Source organism: Bacillus sp. FSL L8-0654, from assembly GCF_038629965.1.
GTDB lineage: Bacteria > Bacillota > Bacilli > Bacillales > Bacillaceae > Bacillus > Bacillus safensis.
In genome coordinates, this window is record NZ_CP152026.1 from 3,209,319 (window position 1) to 3,233,304 (window position 23,986).

Here is a 23,986-nt window from a genome sequence, read left to right on the forward strand (position 1 = left end):
ACAGCCCAGTTCCTAGGAACGGGCTGTTTTTTATTGTCTTTTGACCATTCGTTTATAAAATTTCGTAAATGGTTTAAACTCTTCATTCACCAAGCCTGTGACTTCTGCAATCACTTGCATGAACATGACCAGTAAAAAGATAATAATCAGTGATAACCAAATGGTGGCGCTCGTCAGCAAAATGGCACTTAAGCTAAAGACTAAGCCAATCATATAAATCACGATGACAGCCATACGATGAGACAAGCCAAAGGCCATCAGTCTATGATGAATATGAGATTTGTCAGGTGCTGAAATCGGCTGTTTGTTTAATATTCGTCTAATGATGGCAAAAGTGGTATCGAAAATAGGGACACCTAAGATGATCACTGGGACAACAACACTAAACAAAGTGACACTTTTGTACAGCCCTAATAGTGACAGTACCGAAATCATATAGCCTAAAAAAAGCGAACCGGTGTCACCCATAAAAATCTTCGCTGGATGAAAGTTGTAAAAGAGAAAGCCAATGGTACTGCCAATGACAACAAGTGATAATGAAAGAATCAAAATTTTATCAGCTGAAAATGCCATCACGGCAATGGTTGATAAACCGATGACAGAAATACCGGCAGCCAGTCCATCAAGGCCGTCAATTAAATTAATGGCATTTGTGATTCCGACAATCCATAACACGGTTAGGGGATATGCCATCCAGCCTAACTCAATTCGATCTGTTAAGAAAGGAACAGAGAAAAAGTCCATTTTTAAGCCTGTGCTTACAATCAGACAAGCAACAAGAACTTGTACGAGAAATTTAAATCTTGCACTTAAATTATATTTATCATCAAATATACCTAGAATGACGATAAGTACGGCACCAACTGAAATTGCTGTAATTTTATTATGTAGAAACAGCCCGCCTGCTAATGCTCCAGCCGCTACCCCAATAAAAATTGCCAAACCGCCCATTCGAGGCATTACTTTATCATGAACTTTTCGTTTATTCGGCTGGTCCACTGCACCAATCTTAATTGCAAACTTTTTGACGATTGGTGTCACAATTAAAACTGTAGCCAGAGAGACAAAAAACGCTAATAAGGCGCGTTCGTAATCCATAGGTCAGTCTCCTTCTAAATTGAAATCTGTATTTTGTATATTGGCCGCTCTTTCCATTATACAATTGAATAGAGGATGATCACAAGCTCCCCCTGTGAAGAAGAAACAAATAAAAACGCACAATCCCTGATGAATTATGCGTTTTCTTTAATATTCGTTAGTTCCACCATGTTTGTGAACAGCGCGTGCCAATCTTTTTTCTTCGCACGGCTTTGTCTTAGATGTCTATAGGTCATGTCGTCTTTTTTGCTGATCACTTTTTGGCAGGCTTCTACGAAGAGCGCAGGATCCTCGCCTTCTAAATATTCATACACATCATTCTCTTTTAGCCTTTCCGTTGACGGAAGATTTAAACCAACAACCGGTATTCCTGCGGCTAAAAATTCATATAGCTTGAGCGGAAACACAGCTTGATTGTAAGGAGATTGTTTGTATGGCATCATGCCTACATCAATCAGCTTCATATACGCAGGCACTTCTTCTGGTGCAACAGCACCTGTCCAAATCACATTCGGCAGTTTAAGTGCATGCTGAAAAGATGGATCACCATTTGTTCCATCCGGACCGACAAATAAAAATGTCCAATCAGGCTGCATGCGGGCAGCTTCTGCTATCATGTCAAAATCCAGCTTCGGCTTGATGCCTCCAATAAAACCAAGAACAGTTCCTTCTCTACCTTGCAGCACATCCTCCTTACATGGAAGATTGCTTTTTGCAAACACATCGTACTCGACGCCATTTTCAACTGTAAAGACATCTTTCGGTTCACCCATGAGACGCTTTTTGATTTGATCGTGTAAGTATTGAGAAGAACATGTAATGCTGTGTGCGTATTTGATGATTCGATTTTCTGCTTTCACAATGACACGCTGTCTCATATAAGAAAGCAAATTATTTTTGCCGCTTATCGGCTCTCCCCACAGGTCACTGCAATCATAGACAATATGTTTCCATTCAAATAAAGAAGATAAGAGCGGAAAACCCGGAAACGTATACCATAAGCAAACAGCGATTCCCTTCTTTTCCTCCTGCCGCAAATGCTCAAGAAGAGGGGACAATTTATGAATATAGAACATGTCTTGATATCGGCCAAAACGGAAAAATTTGCTCTTGAGCACATCAGGAATGGTCAATTGCTTCATTCGATCGGTTATGGGCTGAAAGGGAGCTGTGTGACGGGATGCAGATGGGCATACCCAGATGACCTCTTTCGTTTCTGGATCAGATGCTAGAAATTCCGCCAGTCGATGCCGTCTGTACCTCAGGCCGTCCTGTCCCCATTCTCCCGTCGCTACGATAACATGTATGATCGAGTCTGCTTTCACCTTTATCACCTTTTTTCCCTTCTGTTTATAAGCGCTTCTTCACAGCATTTGTCGCATAGTGCATAAAACACCAAGATGCTTTGACAAAATGAAGCTGCTCAATTTCTCTGTAGACGAACCACGTTTTTTTCGCTGCTTTCCACTTGTTACTAGAGATCGAGTTTCCAACGATGCGGTATTCACTGAGCGGTTCACTCATTCCATAGGCTGTAAATCCTCTTTTTAATATGGACAGCCATGTAGCTAAATCCTGTCTTGTGCGGATGTTCGGCATTTCTATATGTCCTATCTTCTGTACATCAAGCATCACCGTTAAACAGCCGATAATGGTATTTTTCAAAGCTTCATCATAAGTTAATCTTGCTGGTGCAGTGACGGTTTTTTCTAACGGTTCTCCATTTTCTGCAATGATGTCATATGCCGTGAATGTAAAGGCATAATCGTTTGTCAGCATGAAGTCTACCTGCTTTTCGAGTTTCGTCTCTTTCCACTTATCATCACTGTCTAAAAAAGCGATAAAGCGGCCTTTTGCCTGTTTGATGGCTGCGTTTCTGGCGATGGCAGCTCCCCCATTTTGCTCTAAATAAATGACGTTGATTCTGTCGTCTGCTTCACTTAAGTCCCCAAGCAGCTTCCTTGTTCCATCTGTTGAACAATCATCTGCGATGATCAGTTCCCAATTAGAATAGGTTTGGGCAAGGACGGAATGAACTGTATCCGTTAAATAACGTTCCGCATTATAGGCCGGTGTAATGATTGATACTAACGGTTGATTGTTCACCTAAGACTCATCTCCAGTTCATCATTAAGATTCTTTGAACACTTCGGGTAAGACCACAAACATGAGCGAGATGCTAAAGCCAATGACAAGTCCAAGCAGTGCCCGCTTTTTCGCTGACATGCCTTTATTGCCTTCATCAAGAACTTGGGCAGGATCAACAATCTTCGCCTGCTTCATTCCAAGCTTTGTAGACTCCAATTCATATAAAAATCGTTCTTTATCTACTTTGGAATCGTTGCTGACAGATTCGTCTTCTAGAGCAGATAATCTACTTTCAATCACCTGCTGCCTTTTTGTAAATAATGCTTTGTCTTGCTTCAGAAATGTATACGACACCTGCTTCACGACAGCTAAAGCATGAGCCTTATCAGCATCTGTGAAGGACAGCTGTAATTGTGTATCTGATTGATTGGTGAGGATGAGGCGGCTTTTCACATCCTGCCTTTCTTCTTCTTTCACATCACTGAGTGCTTCATTTAAAAATGCATCGCTTTTTAATAGAGATGTCACTTCTGCGATATTGTTATACACTCCGTCATCATATTTACCAAGTGTAAGCGTAACGGCAGCTGTGTAACTAGACTGCTGCACTGTTCCTTTGGCAAAAAAGAATCCAAAAGCGCCTAATACGACAGGCAGCAGCACAAGCCATACAATATACTTTTTGATTCGCTTCCCTATTCTAGATATGAAACCAGACATGTTCATTCTCCCAACATTGACGTATTTGCTTTTTCATTAGTGTAGCCATACCAGCGCAGCATCACACACGGTTTACCAAGCGCTGTTTGTTTTTCAACATATTCACCGCTGCGATCACGAGTCCCAAAAAGACCCAGTGGAAATATAAATTCGAGACAGAACTAGGACTGATACTTGAAACGAGAAAGCTCAGCATGGCAGCAAACAAACCTTCAATGATCATTTTTGCTGATCTTGTGTCAGCCCATTGGTATTGTTTATACAGCGTGAACATGAGATAAGCGTAGACGGAGATATAGCCAAGCATGACCGCAAATCCAAAGTTCGTCATCACTTCCAGCAGCCAATTGTGCACTTCAACGACTTGATCTGTATCAAAGATCGAAAAGTGGGCTAAGTAGTAAGATACATTCCCCGCTCCGACACCAAACCCGTATGAATCCGTAAAGAAATGCCATGCATTTTTGATCAAATTCGCTCTCGAAATGTTGGATGGGAGTGGTTCACTAAAAGAATGCGCGACCTGAGAAGCGAGAAACAAGTCATAAAAGACTGAATAAATCTTGACTGAAAAAACAGCGATACAGATAACACCAAGTCCGCCTGCTGCGATGAGTGACCACTTTTTGAGAAAGCGCGGCATGAGAAGCCACACATAGATGGCCACTCCTGCAAAAATGCCAAGCAGGCTCGCGCGGGATTCTGTTAACAAAATGAGATACAGTGCTGCGATGGCGCCAAATAATCCAAATGCTTTGATATAACCATTTTTCATTTGCCGCATACACGCTAAATACAAGAAAAAGCTAATCGATAAAAACGTTGCAAAGTCATTTTGGTTAAAAAAGACAGCTGTAGGATAGTGCTGTTTATACGCCGGCCCAAGATACAATGAAGTATTTGGTAAATGGTTCAAAGTAAAGTGATTATAAAACCCTATCCCCATGACAAATACAGTCATGATGAGCCAAATGCTATAAAAGGTGACCACTTGATCCATTCGCTGAATGTACATGACCACAAGAAAGATAAATCCCATCCCCATCGCAAGCAGGGACATATATTTGAGACCGTCTGTGACCGAATGAGCCCACAGCAGTGAGATGAGCCCGTAAAGAAACCATGCAGCGAAAAAACCAAGAATCCCTTTTACACGAATCTGCTGCCACTGCGATATGTACGTCCCCTTATCTCTCATCCGCCAAATGAATAAAGCAAAGGCGGCAATGAGCATGATACGGTAGAGAAAAAGACTAAAGAACCCGGCACTAATTGAAAAGAAAGCGTTGTTGAGAAAGGTCAATGAAATTAAAAGATATATGGCTGACATGAACACTTGCTCACCGTTCATGTATAGCTTCATTAACACGAGAAAAGCCGTCAGGACTAAAAGCAGGACCGGAATGGCGACCATCTTTTTTAAGCCGGCGGGCTGCGCAGACGCCAATTGTACAAATCCTAGCCCTGCTGCAAATAATATACATCCGATCATGATTTGCCATGCTGTTTGTTTCACACTCATACCCATTTTCCTCCTAAGCAACCCATCCGATTTGAGGAATTAAGCCTTGACTTCCTGTTTATAGTAGGAAATGGTACGAGCCAAACCTTCCTGTAAACTCACAACAGGCTCCCATGCTAAGACTTGTTTCGTTTCCTCATTTGCCAATGTACTATGCACGATATCTCCTGCACGATGCGGCTTGTAAATCGGTTCAAGCTGTGATCTCGTTACCCGTTTCATCGTTTGAAACAGTTCATTCACAGTGATGGAATCACCACATGAAATATTTAAACAAACGTTTGATTGGGCTGTTAAAGCCGCAACATTCGCTGCCGCTAGATCACCCACATAGATAAAGTCTCTTGTTTGTTCCCCATCTCCAAAGATAAAAGGAGCCTCATCCTTTGCAAACTTATCAGAGAAAATAGAGACAACACCGCCTTCGCCAAGTGCATCTTGGCGCGGACCATATACATTGCTATACCTGAGAATACAATAGTCCACATCATAGAGTGATTTTGCCATTTCAAAATACCGCTCTACTGTCAGTTTTGCTAAGCCATAAGGTGAACCAGGCTTCAGCCGGTGAGCGGTGTCTACTGGCAGATACACCGGGTCTCCATAGACAGCTGCCGATGAGGCAAAGATGACTTTTTCCACTCCTGCTTCAGCCGCAGCTTTCATGACGTGCAGAGATCCTTTTATATTGACCTCTTCGTCATATACGAAATCCTGAACGGAAACGGCTACACTTACTTGTGCTGCAAGATGAATGATATAATCCGGTGCGATTTGTTTGATCAAATCAATCGTCGCTGGCTTTGTGACATCTGCCTCCATACATTGCACGGAAAGATGAGCAATATTTTCTCGTGATCCAGTCGAAAAGTTATCAAGAACGATGGGCTCATAGCCTTTTTCTAGTAAAGCCTCTACCGTATGTGATCCAATAAATCCGCTTCCCCCAGTAACTAATACTTTCTTCATCCAAGCTCCCCCTGTTATTGTGCCTTCGATACCAATTCTGCTTCCCATACACTTGGGCGGCCGATAGACTGGTAAATAAATCCTCTCTCTTTCATTTCTGCTGGATCAAACAAATTCCTTCCATCAATTACAATCGGCGAACGAAGCAGCTGCTTGATCTGGTCTTTATCCATCTTCTGTACGTCATCCCATTCTGTTAGGATGAGACAGGCATCTGTATCTTTTACTGTTTCGTACAGATCGTTGCTGAAAACCGCCTGCGGGCCAAGCTCACGTTCAGCTTCTACATAAGCAATCGGATCATAAGCTTTCACAAAAGCCCCTAGCTCTCTCAGCATTGGGATAATATCTAGTGCAGGCGCTGAACGCATATCATTCGTATTCGGTTTAAAGGCAAGGCCTAAGACAGAAATGGTTTTTCCTTTAATATCACCGAACACACTCATCAATTTGCTGACCAGGTGGGCTCTTTGGTTGTTGTTCGTTTCAATGACAGATTCGATCAGCTTGAACCGGTATCCGGATGTTTCGGCAATTTTGAGAAGAGCCATCGTGTCTTTCGGGAAACAAGAACCTCCAAATCCAATGCCTGCTTTTAAAAATTTATGCCCGATTCGGCTGTCTAATCCAACTCCTTCACTGACTTTTTCAACGTCAGCGCCTACCCTTTCGCAAATATTTGCAATGTCATTAATAAATGAGATTTTTGTGGCAAGCATGGCATTTGCAGCATACTTAATCATTTCTGCACTTTCTAAGTTGGTCTCTACAACCTCTGTTTGAAACGGATCATGCAGTCTTTTGATGATGGTAGAGGCATGAGTGCTGGTCGAACCAATGACCGCCCGCTCCATATTCATCGTATCTTGAATCGCTGAGCCTTCTCGGAGAAACTCTGGATTGGATACGACATCAAAAGGATATTTACTGCGCGATGCCTTTTCCACAATGGCTTGAACGAGACGGCCTGTTCCAACGGGCACTGTGCTTTTATTGACAATGATTTTATAGCCATTCATTTGTTCACCGATCGTTTGAGCGACAGCCTTCACATACGTTAAATCTGCTTCCCCCTGTGGTGTCATCGGTGTCCCTACGGCAATATAGATAATCTCTGATTCCCTAATAGCGGCAGGAATATTCGTTGTAAAAAACAGTCTTCCTTCTTCTGTATTCTTTTCAATCAATTCTTTTAAACCTGGTTCATAAATGGGAACGACACCACTTTTTAAGCTGTTGATTTTTGATTCATCGATGTCACAGCAGATGACACGATTTCCGATATCAGCAAAACAAGTACCCGATACTAACCCGACATAACCTGTTCCAATCACAGCAATTTTCTTCAACATTTTTCATCCTCTCAGTAAAAGCATATTGTCCGTTCCAAGCTGTTTATCTATCTATCATTCTTTGCACATTTCATCTTGTTTAAACGATGGATGTTGATTGATTGAACACCTTCTCATATTGCTGAATGAGATGTTTCGCATTATGTTCTGATGAAAATTCTGTATGAACCATTTCATGAAGATCGTTCTTCACTTCTTCATTCCATCTGTTTTCATAAAGGCAGGCGTGAATCGCCTCTTTCAGCTGACGCGTCGAACGCGGTTCAACGAGCAGGTGTTGATAGGTTGAAAATAAGGATGGGAGACCACCAACCCGGGTTGCAATGACAGGTACTTTTAAAGCGAGCGCTTCTAGAACGACGGTTGGCATTCCTTCACTGTAGGAAGGGAGTGCAAACAGATCAGCTGCCATTAAGTAGTCTCTCACCTGCTCATTCGGCACCTGCCCTGGGAGTATAATAGATGCCCCCGCCCGATCCTTGAGTTCGTTTGCAAGGGGGCCTTTTCCAACAAAGACTGCTTTCACTCCATCCATGCTGCTGACAGCATCAGCTAATTCAAGCAAGCCCTTCTCTTTCACTAAACGCCCGACGAAAACAACGAGCTTATCTTGAAGCGGTAAACCTAAGTGCTTTCTGATGCCTTCTTGACCTTCTTCCGTTCTGGAAAATGATCGGAGCGGAATACCAAGCGGAAGCCATTTTGCTTCTACCTTCGTCATCTCATTTGTCTTTTTAGCCAGCTCCTCACTCACTGTCAGAACAGCAGATGCCTGCCTCACCGCCGTTTCAAAGGCTGCCTTCGCCCCTTTGCTATAGTTCGGATATACGTTCACATCACTGCCGTGCAAGGTCAGAAGATAAGGGATTTTCGTTTCTTTCTGAATAACAGCCGCCGCTCCGCCAGACGGCATGGCAAAGTGCGCATGGATAAAATCTGGTGACAGCTGATGACGCTGCATTGCTCTGAGAACGGAAGCCGCTATTCGTTTACTCGGCTGCGCCCATTTCAGCTGTCCTGGGAGCGCTGGATAAGGCGGTCTGTAAACCGTCACTCCGCTTCTCACTTCCTGTTCAGGCAGATCCCTTTTCTGCCGATAGGATGCCTTCAGCATCCGTAAAACCGGCGGATTCACTGGATTTGGGCAAATGACAGTCACTTCTATTCCTTGTTTGAGCAGCTCCTGCACTTGCGTTTCATGAAACACGCCCTCACTCGGATGTTTTTCACTAGGATATACACTTGTCAGCCATAGCACCTTCATGACGAACGACCTCTTCTCAATAATTTGCCTGCAGCCTGCGGATACATTTTGATGAGCAGCAAGCCATACAATGCAGCACTGACACAAACAGTCAGTAGTAATTGAAGTGAAATATCTGCTGTCGTCAGCTTCATCCCTTGATGTAAAGCTACCGCACAGACAGCCATGAGCAGCGTCATGACAGCAGGTTTTCCAAGTGATTTTAAATACACCTTCATATCAAGCTGAATGACATATGCCATGAGCCATCTGCCGACAATAAAGTTGAGCAGGCTGACACCTGAGTAGATCCAAGCTACTGTGAGCAGACTGCCTGTAGTGACACCTGCATATAATGCGCAGCCATATACGATAAGCATCCCCGTATCCCAATAAAAGGCTAAGTCCGCTCTCCCTTTTGCAAGAAGTATTGAACCGTTTGGATTCATCAGCACACGCAGCAGGCCGACAATGCACAATATATTTAGAACCGGAACCGCTACTAGCCATTTCTCTCCAAACACGACTTCAATAAAGCTGTCTGATACGGCAGCAAGGCCGATTAATAATGGAAAACTAACCAATGCGAGCATATTCGTCATACTTAGGAAGCCCTCTCGCAGCATGGAGTGATCCCGCTGACTTTTTGCGAAAACTGGGAAAGCCACTCTCGTCACAATCGGATTTATCTTCAGCACGGGTATTGTTACAATTTGATACGCCAAGCTGTAAATACCTAACGCTTCCGCTCCAAGAAACCGGCCGATTAAAATCATGTCGATATTCGATCCTGCTCGGTTGACCAGTCTGGATGCGAGCTGGAATGCACCGAATGAGAAAAATTCCTTCACCTCTCCTAATGCAAAAACAGGTGCTGGACGCCACTTCTTCCAATAAGCCGCTGCATACATGAGACCTTTTCCTGATTGCAGCAGCACTTGAGAAATGACATAGGCGATAATCGGATTCATGAAGAAGGCGAAAACGAGTAAAACGAGCAGCGATATGATGGTTGCAATGGTTTCAATGGTGCTTAATGTTTTAAAGGCTAAGTCTTTTTGCATCATATACTGGTACTGCTGGCCAATCGGTGCGATCAGAAACATGATCGATAATAGCTTGAGCAGACCTTCTAGCTCTGGCCGGTTATAAAAAGCGGCTATCATTGGGCTTAGCAGAATGAGCAGACAAAACAAGATAATCCCTGTGAGCAGGTTAATCCAATATAATGTAGATAATTGACGTTCTGTCGTTTGTTCCTTTTGAATGATTGCTGCCCCAATTCCTAGATCTAGTAAAATCTGCGTAAATATTGTGACAGTTGTGATCATACCAACGAGTCCAAACTCCTTGAGTGACATCACGTTCCCTAAAAAGGCGAACTGTGCAATTTGGATGATGGTGATGATCAATGCGGACAAGCTTGTCCATTTTGCCCCGCCTAGCATGCGTTTTTTCATACTTGCCATTTCTCTTCCCTACTTTACTTATCTGGCTCCGTCACCAGTCATGATGACTTTTAACGTTTTTACCATAATCTTCGTGTCGAGAGAAAATGTCAAGTTTTGAATATACTGTAAGTCGTGTGTTAATTTTTCACTTGGACTCATTTCATATCCGCCATTTACTTGAGCAAGACCTGTCAGCCCCGGCTTTACCGCCAATCTTTTTGTGAAGCCTGGAATCGTCCGATTAAATTCTGCGGTAAACATCGGTCTTTCTGGACGAGGACCTACGATACTCATTTCTCCTTTTAACACGTTGATAAATTGCGGAAGTTCATCAATTCTTGTTTTACGGATGAATGCCCCCACTTTGGTGATACGCGGGTCATTTTTTTGCGCCCATTTCGCTCCTCCGCTTTCTGCGTCAATTCTCATCGATCTGAGCTTCCATAACTTAAAGTAAACACCGTCTTTCCCGACCCTTTCCTGCATATAAAAGGCTGGCCCTGGTGTTTCCAGCTTAATCAAAAGAGCAAACAGCAAAATGATTGGCGTACTCAACATCAATCCGATGAACGAGAACATTAAATCTATGAAACGTTTTGCAAATAAATAACGAACCATATGTTCTGTTAAGGCAAAAGAGTGATTTCGTCTCACTTCATATTCTCTGTAAAGATTCATCGCTTTCTCTGCACTCACTGACCTGCACCTCACCATTCAAAGTAGTTGTTGTGTAAAGAGATGTTCTATGAAAGTCAGTTTAGCAGAGCAACATTAAGCAAATGTAAATGCGCTGTTAAGTCTTGTAAAACTGTGTTAAGAATGTGCACTTATATCAAGTTATGCCCTTTTGAACGTAAAAAAGACCCGCAATTCTACGGGTCTCCGGGTCTTTTCTTTATTTTGCTTTTACAGATTCGATCGTTTTTAATCGAAGTGTTCCGTTTGCATCTTTTGTATAGGTTACTTTTACTTTTGATTCTTCTTTTAAGCTGTTCACTTGTTTAGAAAATGTATTTCCGAATTGAATAGCTACTTCTTTTCCATCAATGTTGACAGCAATTGTATGTCCATCAGCCAAACCGACATATGTGCCTTCTTTGGTGACTTCATTTTTCTTACTAGTTGTTGATTCTTTCTTTGTTTTAGATTCACCTTTTGAGTCAGCTTTTGATTGGTCTTTAGCAGGTTCTTCTTTTGTGATTTCTTTGCTTGAGCTGTCTTTTGCCTCTTCATCAGATTGACTTGCTGGCTCTTCTGTTTGAGCAGCTGTTTCTTTGCTTTGATCATCTGATTTTTCATTTTTTGATGATTGATCTTCTGATTTTTCGTCTGCAGCCTTATCTTTATTTTGATCGGCTGCTTCGGTTGTTTCTTTTTTGCTGTCTTCTTTTTTGTTATCGCTTGATTGATTTGTTGTGCCGCACGCTGTGAGCAATACACCTAGAAGCAATACTAGAAACGGCATTGTGATTAATTTTTTCAAAATCGTCACCTCTTCATGATTTGTCGGTTTGCTGTCGTTTGAAGATTTATGTGTAAACCATTCACCTTCTATGTTTCAATTATAACAAACATAACCAAAAATGAAATGTATTTTTAACTTGACACTTCTTTTATCGGTTCATTTTGCGTCAAAGTAATTGGACACACCAGTTGTAATTCCAGAAGCCAGCCGATCCTTTGCAGTGGTAGATTTTAAAATACTCGCATCGATTGGACTTGTTACAAAGCCGGTTTCTAGCAAAATACTCGGCATTCTAGAATATTTGATGACGTAGAACCCTGCTGTTTTCACTCCGCGATCTTTTGTTCCAAGGGCACTGACCATCCGGGGCTGAACCTTTTGTGCCAGTTTGATACTATTAGCAGCTGCATATGTCGTATCATAATACGTCTCTGTTCCATTCGCACCGTTGTTATCATTTGCGTTGGCGTGGATACTGATGAATATATCAGCACTTGCCTGGGCTCCTTTACTGACACGTGTCTGCAAGGAGTCAAATGTATCAGAAGTTCTCGACATGACAATAAGGGCACCCGCTTGGTGAAGCCTTGACCGCAGCTTTAATGCTACTTCTAAATTGATGTTCTTTTCAAGCAGCCCATTCCCTACCGCTCCAGCATCCTGCGCACCATGACCTGGATCAATAAAAATCGTTTCACCTAACACCGCATTTTTCAACTGCGTGATGACATTCGTTTGAACGGTTGATGTTCCGCCTACAACAGAAAAAGCTGACATCTGTTTGGCTCCGATGACTTTTCTGATAGCATCCGGCACCGTTTGAGTGTCTGTAAGAAGAAGGGTTTGGCCCTGTTTCGCTGCTATACTTGCCGCAGCGGCTGCATCTGCATAGGCATACCCATAACTTATAAATGTTTGGCTTGTCTTCATTGGATACGTTTTAGCAATTTGGGCAGCCACCTCATACCGATTGGCTCCGCTTATTCTGACTGGTGATCGAAGCTTTTGAAAAGCCGTTTTATTGACACTTGCTTCTCCGCCAATCACAATGGTCCGCTTGACTGCTTTGTTTTTTAATAGATTGGCTGTTTCCTCGCGCAGTCCTTTCGCATCTGTTAATAAAATGGGATAGCCTTGTTTAACAGCGTATGGAGCAATCGCGACAGCATCAGCATAAGCAGAACCATTGACGACGACTGCCGCACTAGCACTCTTCATGTGCTTTGCCACATTTGCCGCCAATTCATAGCGGTTCTTTCCTTGAATACGGGAAACAGATAGATTCATTGCTTTTAGCTGCTTCACGACGTTTTCAGAAATACTTGCAGTCCCGCCAAGAATCGTTACCCGCTTCGTTTTCAGCTGCTGCAGTCCTGCCTTTACAGCACCTGAAAGGCTGCCAGCATTCGTTAACAGGACTGGGGCCCTTTGCTGGTAAGCATAAGGCACAGCACTCAGGGCATCTGCATAAGCATCACCGCCCACAAGAACAACGGCAGGCGCTTCCTGCCAGCCCCTTTTCGCGGCATTTACAGCCACCTCATATCGATTGCTTCCTTCTATCCTCGATACAGTGTGCTGCGCAAAAACGGATGGTGTATATAAACATAGTGAAATAGCAATCAGTAACATACATTTGATATCAAAACGCATGAAGTCAACCTCCTTGGTTTGAACCCTTCACCAAAGATGCTTCATCGACTTTTGAAAAAAGGCTGCCGAGTACGTTCTCGAGCAGCCTAAGAGGAGTATCTGAGGCACCCCTCAGGTTTGTGTTTTCTTATCTAAAATAACCTGACACACCGCTTGAAATGCCTGACGCTAATCGATCTTTATACGTAGCAGATTTCAAGATGTTTGAATCTACTGGACTGGAAACAAAACCAGTTTCCAAAAGAACGCTCGGCATCTTAGAATATTTAATGACGTAGAAGCCAGCTGTTTTCACACCACGGTCTCTTGTACCTAATGCGCTGACCATTTTAGGCTGGATGTTTTGCGCCAGCTTCAGGCTGTTTGCAGCCGCATAGGTTTTGTCATAATACGTTTCTGTTCCATTTGCACTGCTGTTATCGTTTGAGTTCGCATGGACACTGATAAAGATATCTGCATTTGCTGACGCACCTTTGCTTACTCGTGTTTGAAGACTATCAAATGTGTCTGATGTTCTTGACATGGTCACAAGTGCACCAGCGTTGTTTAATTTCGTATTTAAACGCTTTGCTACATCTAAATTCAAATTCTTTTCATATAATCCGTATCCTACAGCTCCTGAATCATGCGCACCATGACCTGGGTCAATGAATACTTTTTTCCCAACAGCTGGGTTTTTCAGCTGGTTCACAACAGTTGGTGTCACTGTATTTGTACTGCCTACGACAGTAAATTTGGTGATTTTCTTGCTGCTCACTGTTGCTCTTGTTACTTTTGGCAGTGTCTTTTCATTCGTTAGAAGCAATGCTTTGTTTTGCTTTGCTGCAATGCCTGCAGCAGAAGATGAAGTGGCATAACCAAATCCTCTTCCTACATAGGTATTATTGACACTCATATTGTACTTTTTCACAATATTTGCCGCGACATCATAACGAGTCGAGCCTTTGATCCGTGTTGGTGATTTCAATTGGTTATAAGCTGCTTTTGTGACGTAATTCTCTCCGCCGACTACAATGGTTTGTTTCACATTGCTTGCTTTTGCAACAGAAGCGATTTCAGAACGAAGTCCCTTTTTATCTGTATATAGAATTGGGAATCCTTTTTGAGCTGCTACAGGTGCAATCGCAATCCCATGTGCATAGAAAGAACCCTCAACGACAACGACGCCTGCTGGCTTTTTCATTTTTTTCGCGATATTGGCAGATAGCTCATATCGGTTTTTTCCTGAAATACGCTGTGTGGAGATGCCCATTTTCTTCACTTGGTTGACCACGTTGTTTGACACACTTGATGTGCTGCCTAAAACGATCACCGTCTTTGTTTTTAATGAAGTTAAGGCTTTCTTTGTATCACCCGAAAGGCTTTTACTGTTTGTGTAAAGAACTGGTCCATTTTTTTGATATGCAAGTGGAATTCCTGCTGTTGCATCTGCATACGCAGTTTTCCCAACTAAAACGACTGTACTTGCAGTTCCCCATCCTTTTTTCGCTACGTTTGCCGCTACAGCATATCTGCTCCCGCCATCAATTCTTGAGACTGAATTGTCTGCCAATGCTGTTGGAACGATAACGAAAATGGCGATGAGGCTGAGGATGGCTGTTTTCATCATTGAGCGCATCTTCTATGTCCTCCTTTTACCCTTTAATAGTTTGTTAGTTTTGTACCTGGATAGTAGAACGAGAGTATGGAAGAATATGAGTTTCCAGATTCTGCTCTCGCTTTGGCTCCGTATTGGCTCATACCAATGCCGTGGCCATATCCTTTTCCTGAAATCGTGAAGTCATTTGTGTTGTTTTTGACTGACGCAAACGTGCTTTTCACCTTTGTTGCGCCCATGACTGATCGAAACTCGGTCATCTTCATACTTGCCGTTGTGCTTTTGTTTACCGAATATGTGCCTGTTTTGTTTTTCAGATGGTATGTCAGTTTGATCGATACCGTCTTCGCACGCTGTCCTTTTGTTTTCCCTGAGAACGTCAGGCTTGAGATCGATGCGATTTTCATATCAGATGCAGCAGTTTCTTTGTTTTTGAGCAGCCATGATTTCAAGCCGGCAAGGTCAGCTGCATTTGTCTCTTTTGCTTTAGACCATTGAGAAGCTGCTGTGCTAGCAGTCCATGTCGTGCCTAGCTGTTTTTTAGAGAGTTTCAGTGTCCATGGATTGACTGGATCTTTTGGATCCTTTTTAGCCACTAAGTATGGCAGTGCACTTCCCCATACTTCTTCACTTGCCTCTGTATAACCGCCGTTGCTAGAGTAATAGGTTGCTGAAATGAGCTGATTGTTATATTTCAGAACCTTTCCTTTTGTGGCATCGACAGCTTTTGTCGAATTTGTATACCAGTTATATCCTCCATATACTTGGAAGGCTGTTGTATCAGGGACGACTTTTCCAATACTTTTCACCGAATACGTTCTAGCAGCAACCGCCTGTGCTTTTAACGCTTCGACATTCCAGCTTGCAGGCATTTCATTTGGCACTACACCTTTTAAATAGTCTTCAAATGGAATATTTTCGAGAGTCGGCCTGATATACCCTGATTCAATTGCAAAGTTTACGCTGCCTAAATACGGCTTTCCTGCAATTTGAAGGACATTTTTTGTTGAATATTTCTCAGGAACAACTCTTACTGTGTTATACGTCTTTATGCCTTTTAATGAAATTTTTCCGTTAGAAATATTCAATTGGTAGTTTTGATTTTTTTTCAGATAGACTTGTTTGGCTAATGAGTTTTTCAAGCTATCTTTAATTGCACTTGTGCTGCCAGCAAGATGATAAGCATATGTACCTTTTTCCTTCAGCAGTGCTTTTAAAGACGCTGTGACAGAATCGGGCTTTACATACACAACCGTACTGTTAGATTTTGCAGCCAATTGAGACAGCGGCATCGCATAAATATAGCTAGAGGCTTTTGCCAAATAAACTTTATCTGCATTAATATTTAATTTCTTTATAATATTCACAGATAATTCATAGCGATTGGCACCGCTGATTCTTGTCACCTGTGAGGTTTTTTTGATTTGATTTTCAACTTTTTGTCCAGTACTTTTCGTACTGCCGATGATGATCACTTTACTTGGCATTCTATAAGACGGAATGGAATCTTTTTTTGTTAACAGGATAGGGTATCCCTTTCTCGATGCGTAGGATGCAATGGCAATCCCATTCATAAATGAGTTCCCGCCGACAACGACAGCTTGCTTATAGTTACCCATTTCTTTAGCGATTTTTTGGGAGATTTCAAACTTATCTTTTCCACTAATACGTCTGACTTTGCCATACTTTTTAATAGACTTCTCAGCAGCTGTTGAAATGCTTTTCGTATTTCCGACAATCAGAATGTTATCCGGCTTCATTTTCTTGAGCTGGTTTTCTGTTGTTTTCGTCAGTTTTTCAATATTCGTATACAAAATAGGTGCGCCCAGTTTGTATGCTAACGGTGATACAGAAATTGCATGATCAAATGCATCACGACTGACAATGACAACAGTTGATGGATTTTTCCAGCCAGCAGATGCGATGCTGTTGGCTACTTCGTATCTATTTTTGCCGTCATATCTTTTCGTCACAGCAACATTTGATCCTGATAGCTTGTATTCCCCAGTTGTTGAGATATCCATGCTTGTTTTGTTTCCGATATAATTAGACAATTTCACTGAAATTGCCGAGCTTGCCATGGCAGACTGAAAGGGTGCAACTAGTAGAGTCAGTATCATGAGAACGATTAGTGTAACGCCTGTTTTCTTCAATTTTGTTCATCCCGCCCATCTTTTTTACTTCTGTTTTTCAATCTTCTGGATTTCCTTTTGACCATTGTCATTAATAAAGTAAGAGATTTCTACTGTGTCTCCTGGTTTAAATTCATTTAACACATCTTTAAAATTTTCCGTAAATTCATAGCTTAGGGTCGTATTCACTTTTTTCACTTCGACTGTATGTGCATCAGCCATTCCAATAAATTCAGCTTTCTCTTCCAGTACCTGAGGAGTTGAACTGCTTGTCTTGTTTTCTCCTGAGGACTGCTCAGCCGTTCCACATGCTGTGAGCACGATACCTAGTAGCAGTATTAAGAACGGTAAAACGACGATTTTCTTCATTTTTTTCACCTCATGTCTTTGTATCGTCTTATAAGTTATTATTTTAAGGTAAATTTAAGGTTTTTTGAAACCTTTTTTTTGTTACAACGTCTATATCTAGGTTCAGAGTAAAAAAATAACTTGTTTATCAAGATTCGTAAACCTATAATCATGGAAGAATCATAGAAAAGGTGAGGGACATTATGAGAGCTGAAAGAAAAAGAAAGAAGAAAAAGGTTCTTTGGATTGTTTTATCGATTATTGGCTTATTCGTATTAGCAACTGGCGGGTACGCATATCATCTTTGGAACACAGCAGCATCGACCGTCGCAGGCATTCAGGAGAATTTAAAGAAGTCAGATAAGCGTGACAAAGATGTCGATTTAAGTAAGAAAGACCCGATTTCTATTTTAGTCATGGGTGTCGATGAACGAAAAAATGACCGAGGCCGTGCAGATACATTAATATACATGACAGTAAATCCCAAAACGAAAACGACCGAGATGGTGAGCATCCCGCGTGATACGTATACGAAGATTGTCGGAAAAGGCACAATGGATAAAATCAACCACTCCTATGCATTCGGCGGTACACAAATGGCAGCAGATACTGTAGAGGAACTGCTTGATGTACCTGTTGATTACTTTGTCAAAGTGAACATGGAAAGCTTCAAGGATATTGTTGATACACTTGGCGGCATTACAGTAAATAGCACGTTTGCATTTAGTTATGACGGCCATTCATTTGGTACAGGCGAAATTAACCTGAATGGGGATCAAGCCCTTGCCTATACGAGAATGAGAAAGCAAGATCCAAAGGGTGACTTCGGACGTCAGCAAAGACAGCGTCAGGTCATTGAAGGCATCATTGCAAAAGGTGCCAACATTTCATCTATTACGAAATTCGGCGATATGTTCAAAGTCGTAGAAAATAATATGAAGACAAACATGTCATTTGATGATATGTGGACGATGATGAATGATTATCGTGATGCAAGACAGCATGTGAAGCAGCACGAGTTGAAAGGATCAGGCACACGTATCAATAACATTTATTACTACCAGCTTGATGACAGCAGTCTTGCGAATGTGAAGAAGGAATTGAAGGAAAGTTTGGAGCAGTAAAAAAGAAGACTACAGAAATGTAGTCTTCTTTTTTTATGATTGAAATGGAACTGGTTTTTCTTCACTTAATCCAAAACGATGGAGAAGCTCTTCGACAATTCGTTTTGACGCTTGTCCATCACCATATGGATTAGACGCCTTCGACATGTTGTCGTACTCTTTCTGATCGACTAACAGCTGTTTTGCCATGTTGTAAATGGTCTCTTCATCTGTACCCGCGAGCTTAAGCGTGCCAGCTTTCACACCTTCAGGGCGTTCTGTTGTATCTCGCAGAACTAATACTGGCTTCCCTAGAGAAGGCGCCTCCTCTTGGACACCACCAGAATCCGTTAATATAAAGTGTGAGGCAGCAGCGAAGTTATGGAAATCAACGACTTCAAGCGGCTCAATTAAGTGCACACGATCAAGATCACTGAATTCTGTTTGAGCCGCATCACGAACAGCAGGGTTTAAATGTACAGGATATACAACCTGAACATCTTCAAACTCTTCTACAATACGTCTAATCGCTCTAAACATGTTTTTCATCGGCTGGCCGAGATTTTCTCTGCGATGAGCCGTTAACAAAATCATTTTATCTGTGCCTATTTTCTCTAAAATAGGGTGCTCATACTGTTCTGTAACCGTTGTTTGCAACGCATCAATCGCAGTATTCCCCGTCACACAAATCGTCTCTTCTTTTTTATTTTCAATTAAAAGATTCTGCTTTGCCTCATTTGTGGGAGCAAAATGAATATCAGCAATAGTGCCTGTCATTTGTCGGTTCAATTCTTCAGGGAACGGCGAGTATTTATTGTGTGTTCTTAAACCCGCTTCAACGTGACCAACCGAAATTTGGTGGTAGAATGCGGCCAAGCTTCCTGCAAAGGTTGTTGTTGTGTCTCCATGAACAAGGACAATATCAGGTTTTTCCTCTCGGAATAGTTGATCTAGTTTCAAGAGTGCATTTGATGTGATTTCAGATAATGTCTGACGTTCTTTCATAATATTTAAATCATGATCCGGACGAATGTTAAAGGCTTTCAACACTTGATCAAGCATTTGCCGATGCTGTGCAGTCACAGTGACTGAGGATTTGATTTGCGGATGTTTTTTCAACTCAAGGACAAGGGGTGCCATTTTAATCGCTTCAGGCCTCGTCCCGAATACAGTCATTACATGTAATGTTTTCAATAGTCGATGCCTCTTTCCTTCTCATTTATCATAAGTGTATTATACAAAAGAATAGGAACGAATCCTAATCATTCTATTTTCAATTTTTACATCGCCTTTACTCTTTTCAACATAAAAATTTACACAAACTCTTTAGAATAGATAATGAATCAAATCATGCATTTATCGTAAATCATTTGTCATTTCTATCATTTGTAAGTTACACTTTATGAAAGATGAAAAATGAAGCCAAATCATTTTTTCTATATGTAAGGAAGGTGCAAAGTTCATTGAAAAAAGTACGTAAAGCCATTATACCAGCTGCAGGTCTTGGGACACGTTTCCTCCCTGCAACAAAAGCGATGCCTAAAGAAATGCTCCCAATCGTTGATAAACCAACCATTCAATATATTATTGAAGAAGCTGTTGAATCAGGAATTGAAGACATTATTATCGTCACTGGAAAAGGGAAAAGAGCCATTGAGGATCATTTTGATTTTGCACCAGAGCTGGAGCGCAATCTTGAGGAAAAGGGAAAGAGCGAGCTTTTAGAAAAAGTGAGAAAATCCTCTAACATTGCTGACATTCATTACATACGTCAAAAAGAGCCGAAAGGACTTGGACACGCCGTTTGGTGCGCACGTAACTTTATTGGCGATGAGCCTTTTGCTGTTTTATTAGGTGATGACATTGTGCAAGCCGAAACGCCTGGGCTTCGCCAGCTGATGGATGAATACGAAAAAACCCTTTCATCTGTCATCGGTGTTCAGCAAGTAGCAGACAGCGATACGCATCGCTACGGGATCATTGATCCTCTTACACAAGAAGGACGCCGCTACCAAGTCAAAAACTTTGTTGAAAAGCCGCCGCAAGGAACAGCACCATCGAACCTAGCCATCTTAGGGCGCTATATTTTCACGCCAGAGATCTTTATGTACCTCGATCAGCAAGAGATTGGTGCAGGCGGAGAAATACAACTGACAGATGCCATTCAAAAGCTAAATGACATCCAGCGCGTCTTCGCCTATGATTTTGAAGGAAAACGATATGATGTCGGCGAGAAGCAAGGCTTCATTGAAACGACGCTTGAGTTTGCTCTTCAGGATGAAGAATTGAAAAAGAAACTCATTCCATTTATGAAACAGCTTCTCGAAAAAGAAGAAGTGAATTAAAAAAGCTGCCATCATCGGCAGCTTTCAGATTGTTGACAAAGGGCTAAAATGATCTTGATTTTAGCCCTTTGTCTTCTTTTCAGCGTGATAGAAAACCTTTGCAGTCTAGGAAGGGCGAGTACCGGAGCGGAGCGAATTGGACATTCGTGAGCACCGGAGCGCAGACCTGACACCGAATGCGAGGGTTTGTCTACACGCTGAAAGCTGCCGGCATCGGCAGCTTTTTTATTTAATGACTGAAATAGTCAGTGTATGCTGTTCATTATCAATGACAAACAGGTTGTTTTCGCCCTTCACTGCGAACTTTGTTCGTTTCTCATTCATCCAGACATTTTGTTCTGTCAGCCCAAGTGTGGAAGGAGAGATTGGCATAATGTCGCGAAACACAATCGTGTTTGCCTGACCATTTTGAATGACATAGTCGGTTTTCTCTGTGGTCAATCGTTCAATCGTATCTCCTTGATCATTTTTCACTGAAGTCAGCGTCTGCATTCTCTGTTTCAGCACAGATTCTTCTTTTCCAAGGAAAGAAAGTAAATACTCATACGAACCTGCCGATGCAGGCGATACATAGGAATTAAACTGTCCTGGTCCAATGGATAATGACTTTAAATCCTCTGCATTTTGAAGCGCATCGGGTTTGACAAAATACGTTTCTGACGCTGTTTTAATTTGAACGGTTTGTTTATTTTCAGCCACAGCCTGTACTTCTTGTCCAAATGGCAAAGTGACATCGGCCTTTTTTTTCATGGCTTTGTCTTTGTAAACCTTGAGTGGATCAGCCGTGACAATCGCCTGTTGATCCACCTTTTTCATATCAGGCGATCCTTTGGTCTGCGGGTTCTTCGACTGAGGCGCTTCTGTCTTATCTGATGGGATTGCACCAAATGTCGCCAATGTACGAAGCGGGCGATCTGAAAACATCGATAAGGCTAGCAATAGCGTTAAGACCGCTAAAACTGTCACTTGAAATGCGGGTCCTAACAATGAGCGGCGGTTTCCGTTCTCTTGATAACGAGACACCTTCTCTGTCTTTTGTACGCCTTTTCTACCTTCTTTATGTTCCATTTGGTATTTTTGTTTCTCTTTCTTGGAAAGCTTGTTAAACCAATCAACAAACTCCTTATATTCCTTCACGACCTTTTTCGTATCATCAAACATGCGAAGTTCACCATAATGCATCCAAGCTACCCGATCACAGATTTTTTGAATTTGGCTAATGGAGTGACTGACAAAAAAGATCGTCTTTCCTTGTTCCTTGAACTCTGTTATGCGGTCAACACATTTTTGATAGAAGGTTTGGTCTCCAACAGACAGTGCTTCATCAATAATCAGGATATCTGGATCGATATGCGCTGAAATGGCAAAGCCAAGGCGTGATTTCATTCCGCTTGAATAGCTCTTAACCGGCTGGTCAATAAAGTCACCAATATCCGCAAACTCTACGATTTTTTCATAAAGCTCGTCTATCTCTTTATTCGTCAGCCCCATCATTAAGCACTTTAAACGAATGTTGTCTTTCCCGCTTAATTGGTTGTTCAGCCCTGCCGCAATGGCAATTAACGATGGCTGGCCGTCCATATCAATTTCACCACTTGTTGGTGGAATGATTTTCGCTAGAAGGTTCGACATTGTCGATTTCCCAGATCCGTTAATCCCTACAAAACCAATTGTCTCGCCTTCATAGACATCAAAGGACACATCACGAACAGCAAAGAAACCTTTTTCATTTTTATTAGGTAAAAACAGCCCTTTAATCTTATCCGACTGTTTTTTATATAGGACGTATTGCTTGGATACGTTTCGAAACGAAACCTTTAGTTTCATCGTATAATCTCCTTACTTTTTAAAGAAAATCGACAAATTTATCCCTAAATTTCATATGAAGCAATGAACCGACTGTTAAAAGAAGAAGCGTGATCAGCCAAAAATAAAGTGTGTATTTGACATCATGGAAGAACCATTCTCCCTTTAATAAGCTATTTCTGAAACCATCAATAATGTAGAAAAGAGGATTAAGTCTTAATATGTCCCCAATCCACGCTTTGTCTCCAGTGAGCTTCTCTGAGATATTCCAAAAAATCGGCAGCAAAAAGAAAAGTAATCGTGTCACAGATTGTAAAAGAAATTGATAGTCTCTCACAAGTACACTAATCGTGGAATTAAACAAACTAAACGAAAACATAAACGCGATCATACAAATAAGATAGTATATATATTGCAGCCAATGCGCGTCAGGATAGATGCCATAGGAAATCAGCACAATCAGATAGACACCCATCATAACAAAGTAGCTGAACAAGTTTGACATAATCACCACAGACGGCAGCGCACTAATCGGAAAATTCATTTTCGATACCATATTAATGCGTTTAAACACACTGTTTGATCCATCAAGAATGGTCGGACTAATGAAGAACCAAGGGATTAAACCGGCAAGCATCCAGATGATAAATGGAACCTCCATGTCTCCAATGGCAATTGGCTGTCCTCCGCGAATGCCCATACCAAAAACAAACCAGTAAGCGAGCATCTGCATTAATGGATTTAAAAACTGCCACAAAACACCCAAATAATTCATCTGATATTTTGATTTTGTTTCATAAACAGCAAGTCGCATAATCAGCGGAAGTGAGCTGATTTGCTCTCTTAATATTGTAAACAATGCGTTCATTCTAATCTTCCTTAGATATAAGTTTTTGGGATTGTCTCTTTAAAAAAATCACCGCTCATAATTGTAACAGATGTTGAGAAATATTTCACTTTTCAAATCGAATGAGTATATTAAATAGTAGGGAATTTTGATCAAAATAAACACTGGTATATTCAGCTATTCTAGGTTACTAATTACCTTATTATATCATTGCTTTATAATTGTCATTAGAATATAATTATCAGGA

The 23,986-nt window shown here is 41.6% G+C and carries 20 protein-coding genes; 2 read left to right on the forward strand and 18 right to left on the reverse strand.

Annotated features, from left to right (window positions below; genetic code table 11):
- Positions 1–30: 30 nt before the first annotated feature.
- From MHH65_RS16650 to MHH65_RS16720, 15 genes are all read right to left on the reverse strand, one after another.
- On the reverse strand, positions 31–1,098 hold the full coding sequence (locus tag MHH65_RS16650; RefSeq protein ID WP_024423627.1) for an MraY family glycosyltransferase: 1,068 nt from the start codon (positions 1,096–1,098) through the stop codon (positions 31–33).
- A gap of 134 nt (positions 1,099–1,232) precedes the next feature.
- Positions 1,233–2,429: a glycosyltransferase gene (locus MHH65_RS16655; protein WP_041108506.1), complete on the reverse strand. Its 1,197-nt coding sequence runs from the start codon at positions 2,427–2,429 to the stop codon at positions 1,233–1,235.
- Positions 2,430–2,448: 19 nt separating this feature from the next.
- A complete protein-coding gene (locus MHH65_RS16660) occupies positions 2,449–3,204 on the reverse strand; it encodes a glycosyltransferase family 2 protein (RefSeq protein WP_041115571.1) in 756 nt (251 codons plus the stop codon).
- A 24-nt stretch (positions 3,205–3,228) separates the two neighbouring features.
- Positions 3,229–3,906 carry a hypothetical protein gene (locus MHH65_RS16665; protein WP_098677690.1) on the reverse strand — a complete coding sequence of 226 codons (678 nt, stop codon included), beginning with the start codon at positions 3,904–3,906 and terminating at the stop codon, positions 3,229–3,231.
- Positions 3,907–3,967: 61 nt separating this feature from the next.
- Entirely contained in the window at positions 3,968–5,428 is a 1,461-nt protein-coding gene (locus MHH65_RS16670; protein ID WP_268412569.1) for an O-antigen ligase family protein, read from the reverse strand.
- 39 nt (positions 5,429–5,467) lie between these two features.
- Positions 5,468–6,397: an NAD-dependent epimerase/dehydratase family protein gene (locus MHH65_RS16675; RefSeq protein WP_024426263.1), complete on the reverse strand. Its 930-nt coding sequence runs from the start codon at positions 6,395–6,397 to the stop codon at positions 5,468–5,470.
- A 14-nt stretch (positions 6,398–6,411) separates the two neighbouring features.
- A complete protein-coding gene (locus tag MHH65_RS16680) occupies positions 6,412–7,749 on the reverse strand; it encodes a UDP-glucose/GDP-mannose dehydrogenase family protein (RefSeq protein ID WP_024426264.1) in 1,338 nt (445 codons plus the stop codon).
- A 79-nt stretch (positions 7,750–7,828) separates the two neighbouring features.
- Entirely contained in the window at positions 7,829–9,013 is a 1,185-nt protein-coding gene (locus tag MHH65_RS16685) for a glycosyltransferase (RefSeq protein ID WP_268412568.1), read from the reverse strand.
- The gene (locus MHH65_RS16690) at positions 9,010–10,461 is read right to left on the reverse strand and encodes an MOP flippase family protein (protein ID WP_081124908.1); all 1,452 of its coding nucleotides are present in this window, start codon (positions 10,459–10,461) and stop codon (positions 9,010–9,012) included. Before MHH65_RS16690 ends, MHH65_RS16685 begins: the two co-directional genes overlap by 4 nt.
- A gap of 18 nt (positions 10,462–10,479) precedes the next feature.
- Positions 10,480–11,139, reverse strand: a complete 660-nt coding sequence (locus tag MHH65_RS16695) for an exopolysaccharide biosynthesis polyprenyl glycosylphosphotransferase (RefSeq protein ID WP_024423636.1) — start codon at positions 11,137–11,139, stop codon at positions 10,480–10,482.
- A 199-nt stretch (positions 11,140–11,338) separates the two neighbouring features.
- Positions 11,339–11,926, reverse strand: a complete 588-nt coding sequence (locus tag MHH65_RS16700; protein WP_098677696.1) for a hypothetical protein — start codon at positions 11,924–11,926, stop codon at positions 11,339–11,341.
- Between the two features lie 138 nt (positions 11,927–12,064).
- Positions 12,065–13,561: a cell wall-binding repeat-containing protein gene (locus MHH65_RS16705; protein WP_098677697.1), complete on the reverse strand. Its 1,497-nt coding sequence runs from the start codon at positions 13,559–13,561 to the stop codon at positions 12,065–12,067.
- 127 nt (positions 13,562–13,688) lie between these two features.
- The gene (locus tag MHH65_RS16710) at positions 13,689–15,179 is read right to left on the reverse strand and encodes an N-acetylmuramoyl-L-alanine amidase (protein WP_024423639.1); all 1,491 of its coding nucleotides are present in this window, start codon (positions 15,177–15,179) and stop codon (positions 13,689–13,691) included.
- Positions 15,180–15,202: 23 nt separating this feature from the next.
- On the reverse strand, positions 15,203–17,311 hold the full coding sequence (locus tag MHH65_RS16715; RefSeq protein ID WP_098677698.1) for a SpoIID/LytB domain-containing protein: 2,109 nt from the start codon (positions 17,309–17,311) through the stop codon (positions 15,203–15,205).
- 24 nt (positions 17,312–17,335) lie between these two features.
- Complete coding sequence (locus MHH65_RS16720) at positions 17,336–17,659, reverse strand: hypothetical protein (RefSeq protein ID WP_025093953.1); 324 nt, start codon at positions 17,657–17,659, stop codon at positions 17,336–17,338.
- A 182-nt stretch (positions 17,660–17,841) separates the two neighbouring features.
- Here MHH65_RS16720 and MHH65_RS16725 point away from each other — a divergent pair, with 182 nt between their 5' ends.
- Entirely contained in the window at positions 17,842–18,762 is a 921-nt protein-coding gene (locus MHH65_RS16725; RefSeq protein ID WP_024423641.1) for a LytR family transcriptional regulator, read from the forward strand.
- A 33-nt stretch (positions 18,763–18,795) separates the two neighbouring features.
- On the opposite strand, the gene wecB is transcribed toward MHH65_RS16725, so the two are convergent.
- Entirely contained in the window at positions 18,796–19,935 is a 1,140-nt protein-coding gene (wecB, locus tag MHH65_RS16730; RefSeq protein ID WP_034623722.1) for a UDP-N-acetylglucosamine 2-epimerase (non-hydrolyzing), read from the reverse strand.
- 269 nt (positions 19,936–20,204) lie between these two features.
- Here wecB and galU point away from each other — a divergent pair, with 269 nt between their 5' ends.
- Positions 20,205–21,086 (forward strand): UTP--glucose-1-phosphate uridylyltransferase GalU, encoded by an 882-nt coding sequence (gene galU, locus MHH65_RS16735; RefSeq protein WP_008343198.1) that lies wholly within the window; start codon positions 20,205–20,207, stop codon positions 21,084–21,086.
- Between the two features lie 225 nt (positions 21,087–21,311).
- On the opposite strand, the gene tagH is transcribed toward galU, so the two are convergent.
- Both tagH and MHH65_RS16745 read right to left on the reverse strand, forming a co-directional pair.
- A complete protein-coding gene (gene tagH, locus MHH65_RS16740; protein ID WP_268412563.1) occupies positions 21,312–22,913 on the reverse strand; it encodes a teichoic acids export ABC transporter ATP-binding subunit TagH in 1,602 nt (533 codons plus the stop codon).
- A gap of 19 nt (positions 22,914–22,932) precedes the next feature.
- Positions 22,933–23,760: an ABC transporter permease gene (locus MHH65_RS16745; RefSeq protein ID WP_034281130.1), complete on the reverse strand. Its 828-nt coding sequence runs from the start codon at positions 23,758–23,760 to the stop codon at positions 22,933–22,935.
- Positions 23,761–23,986: the final 226 nt, after the last annotated feature.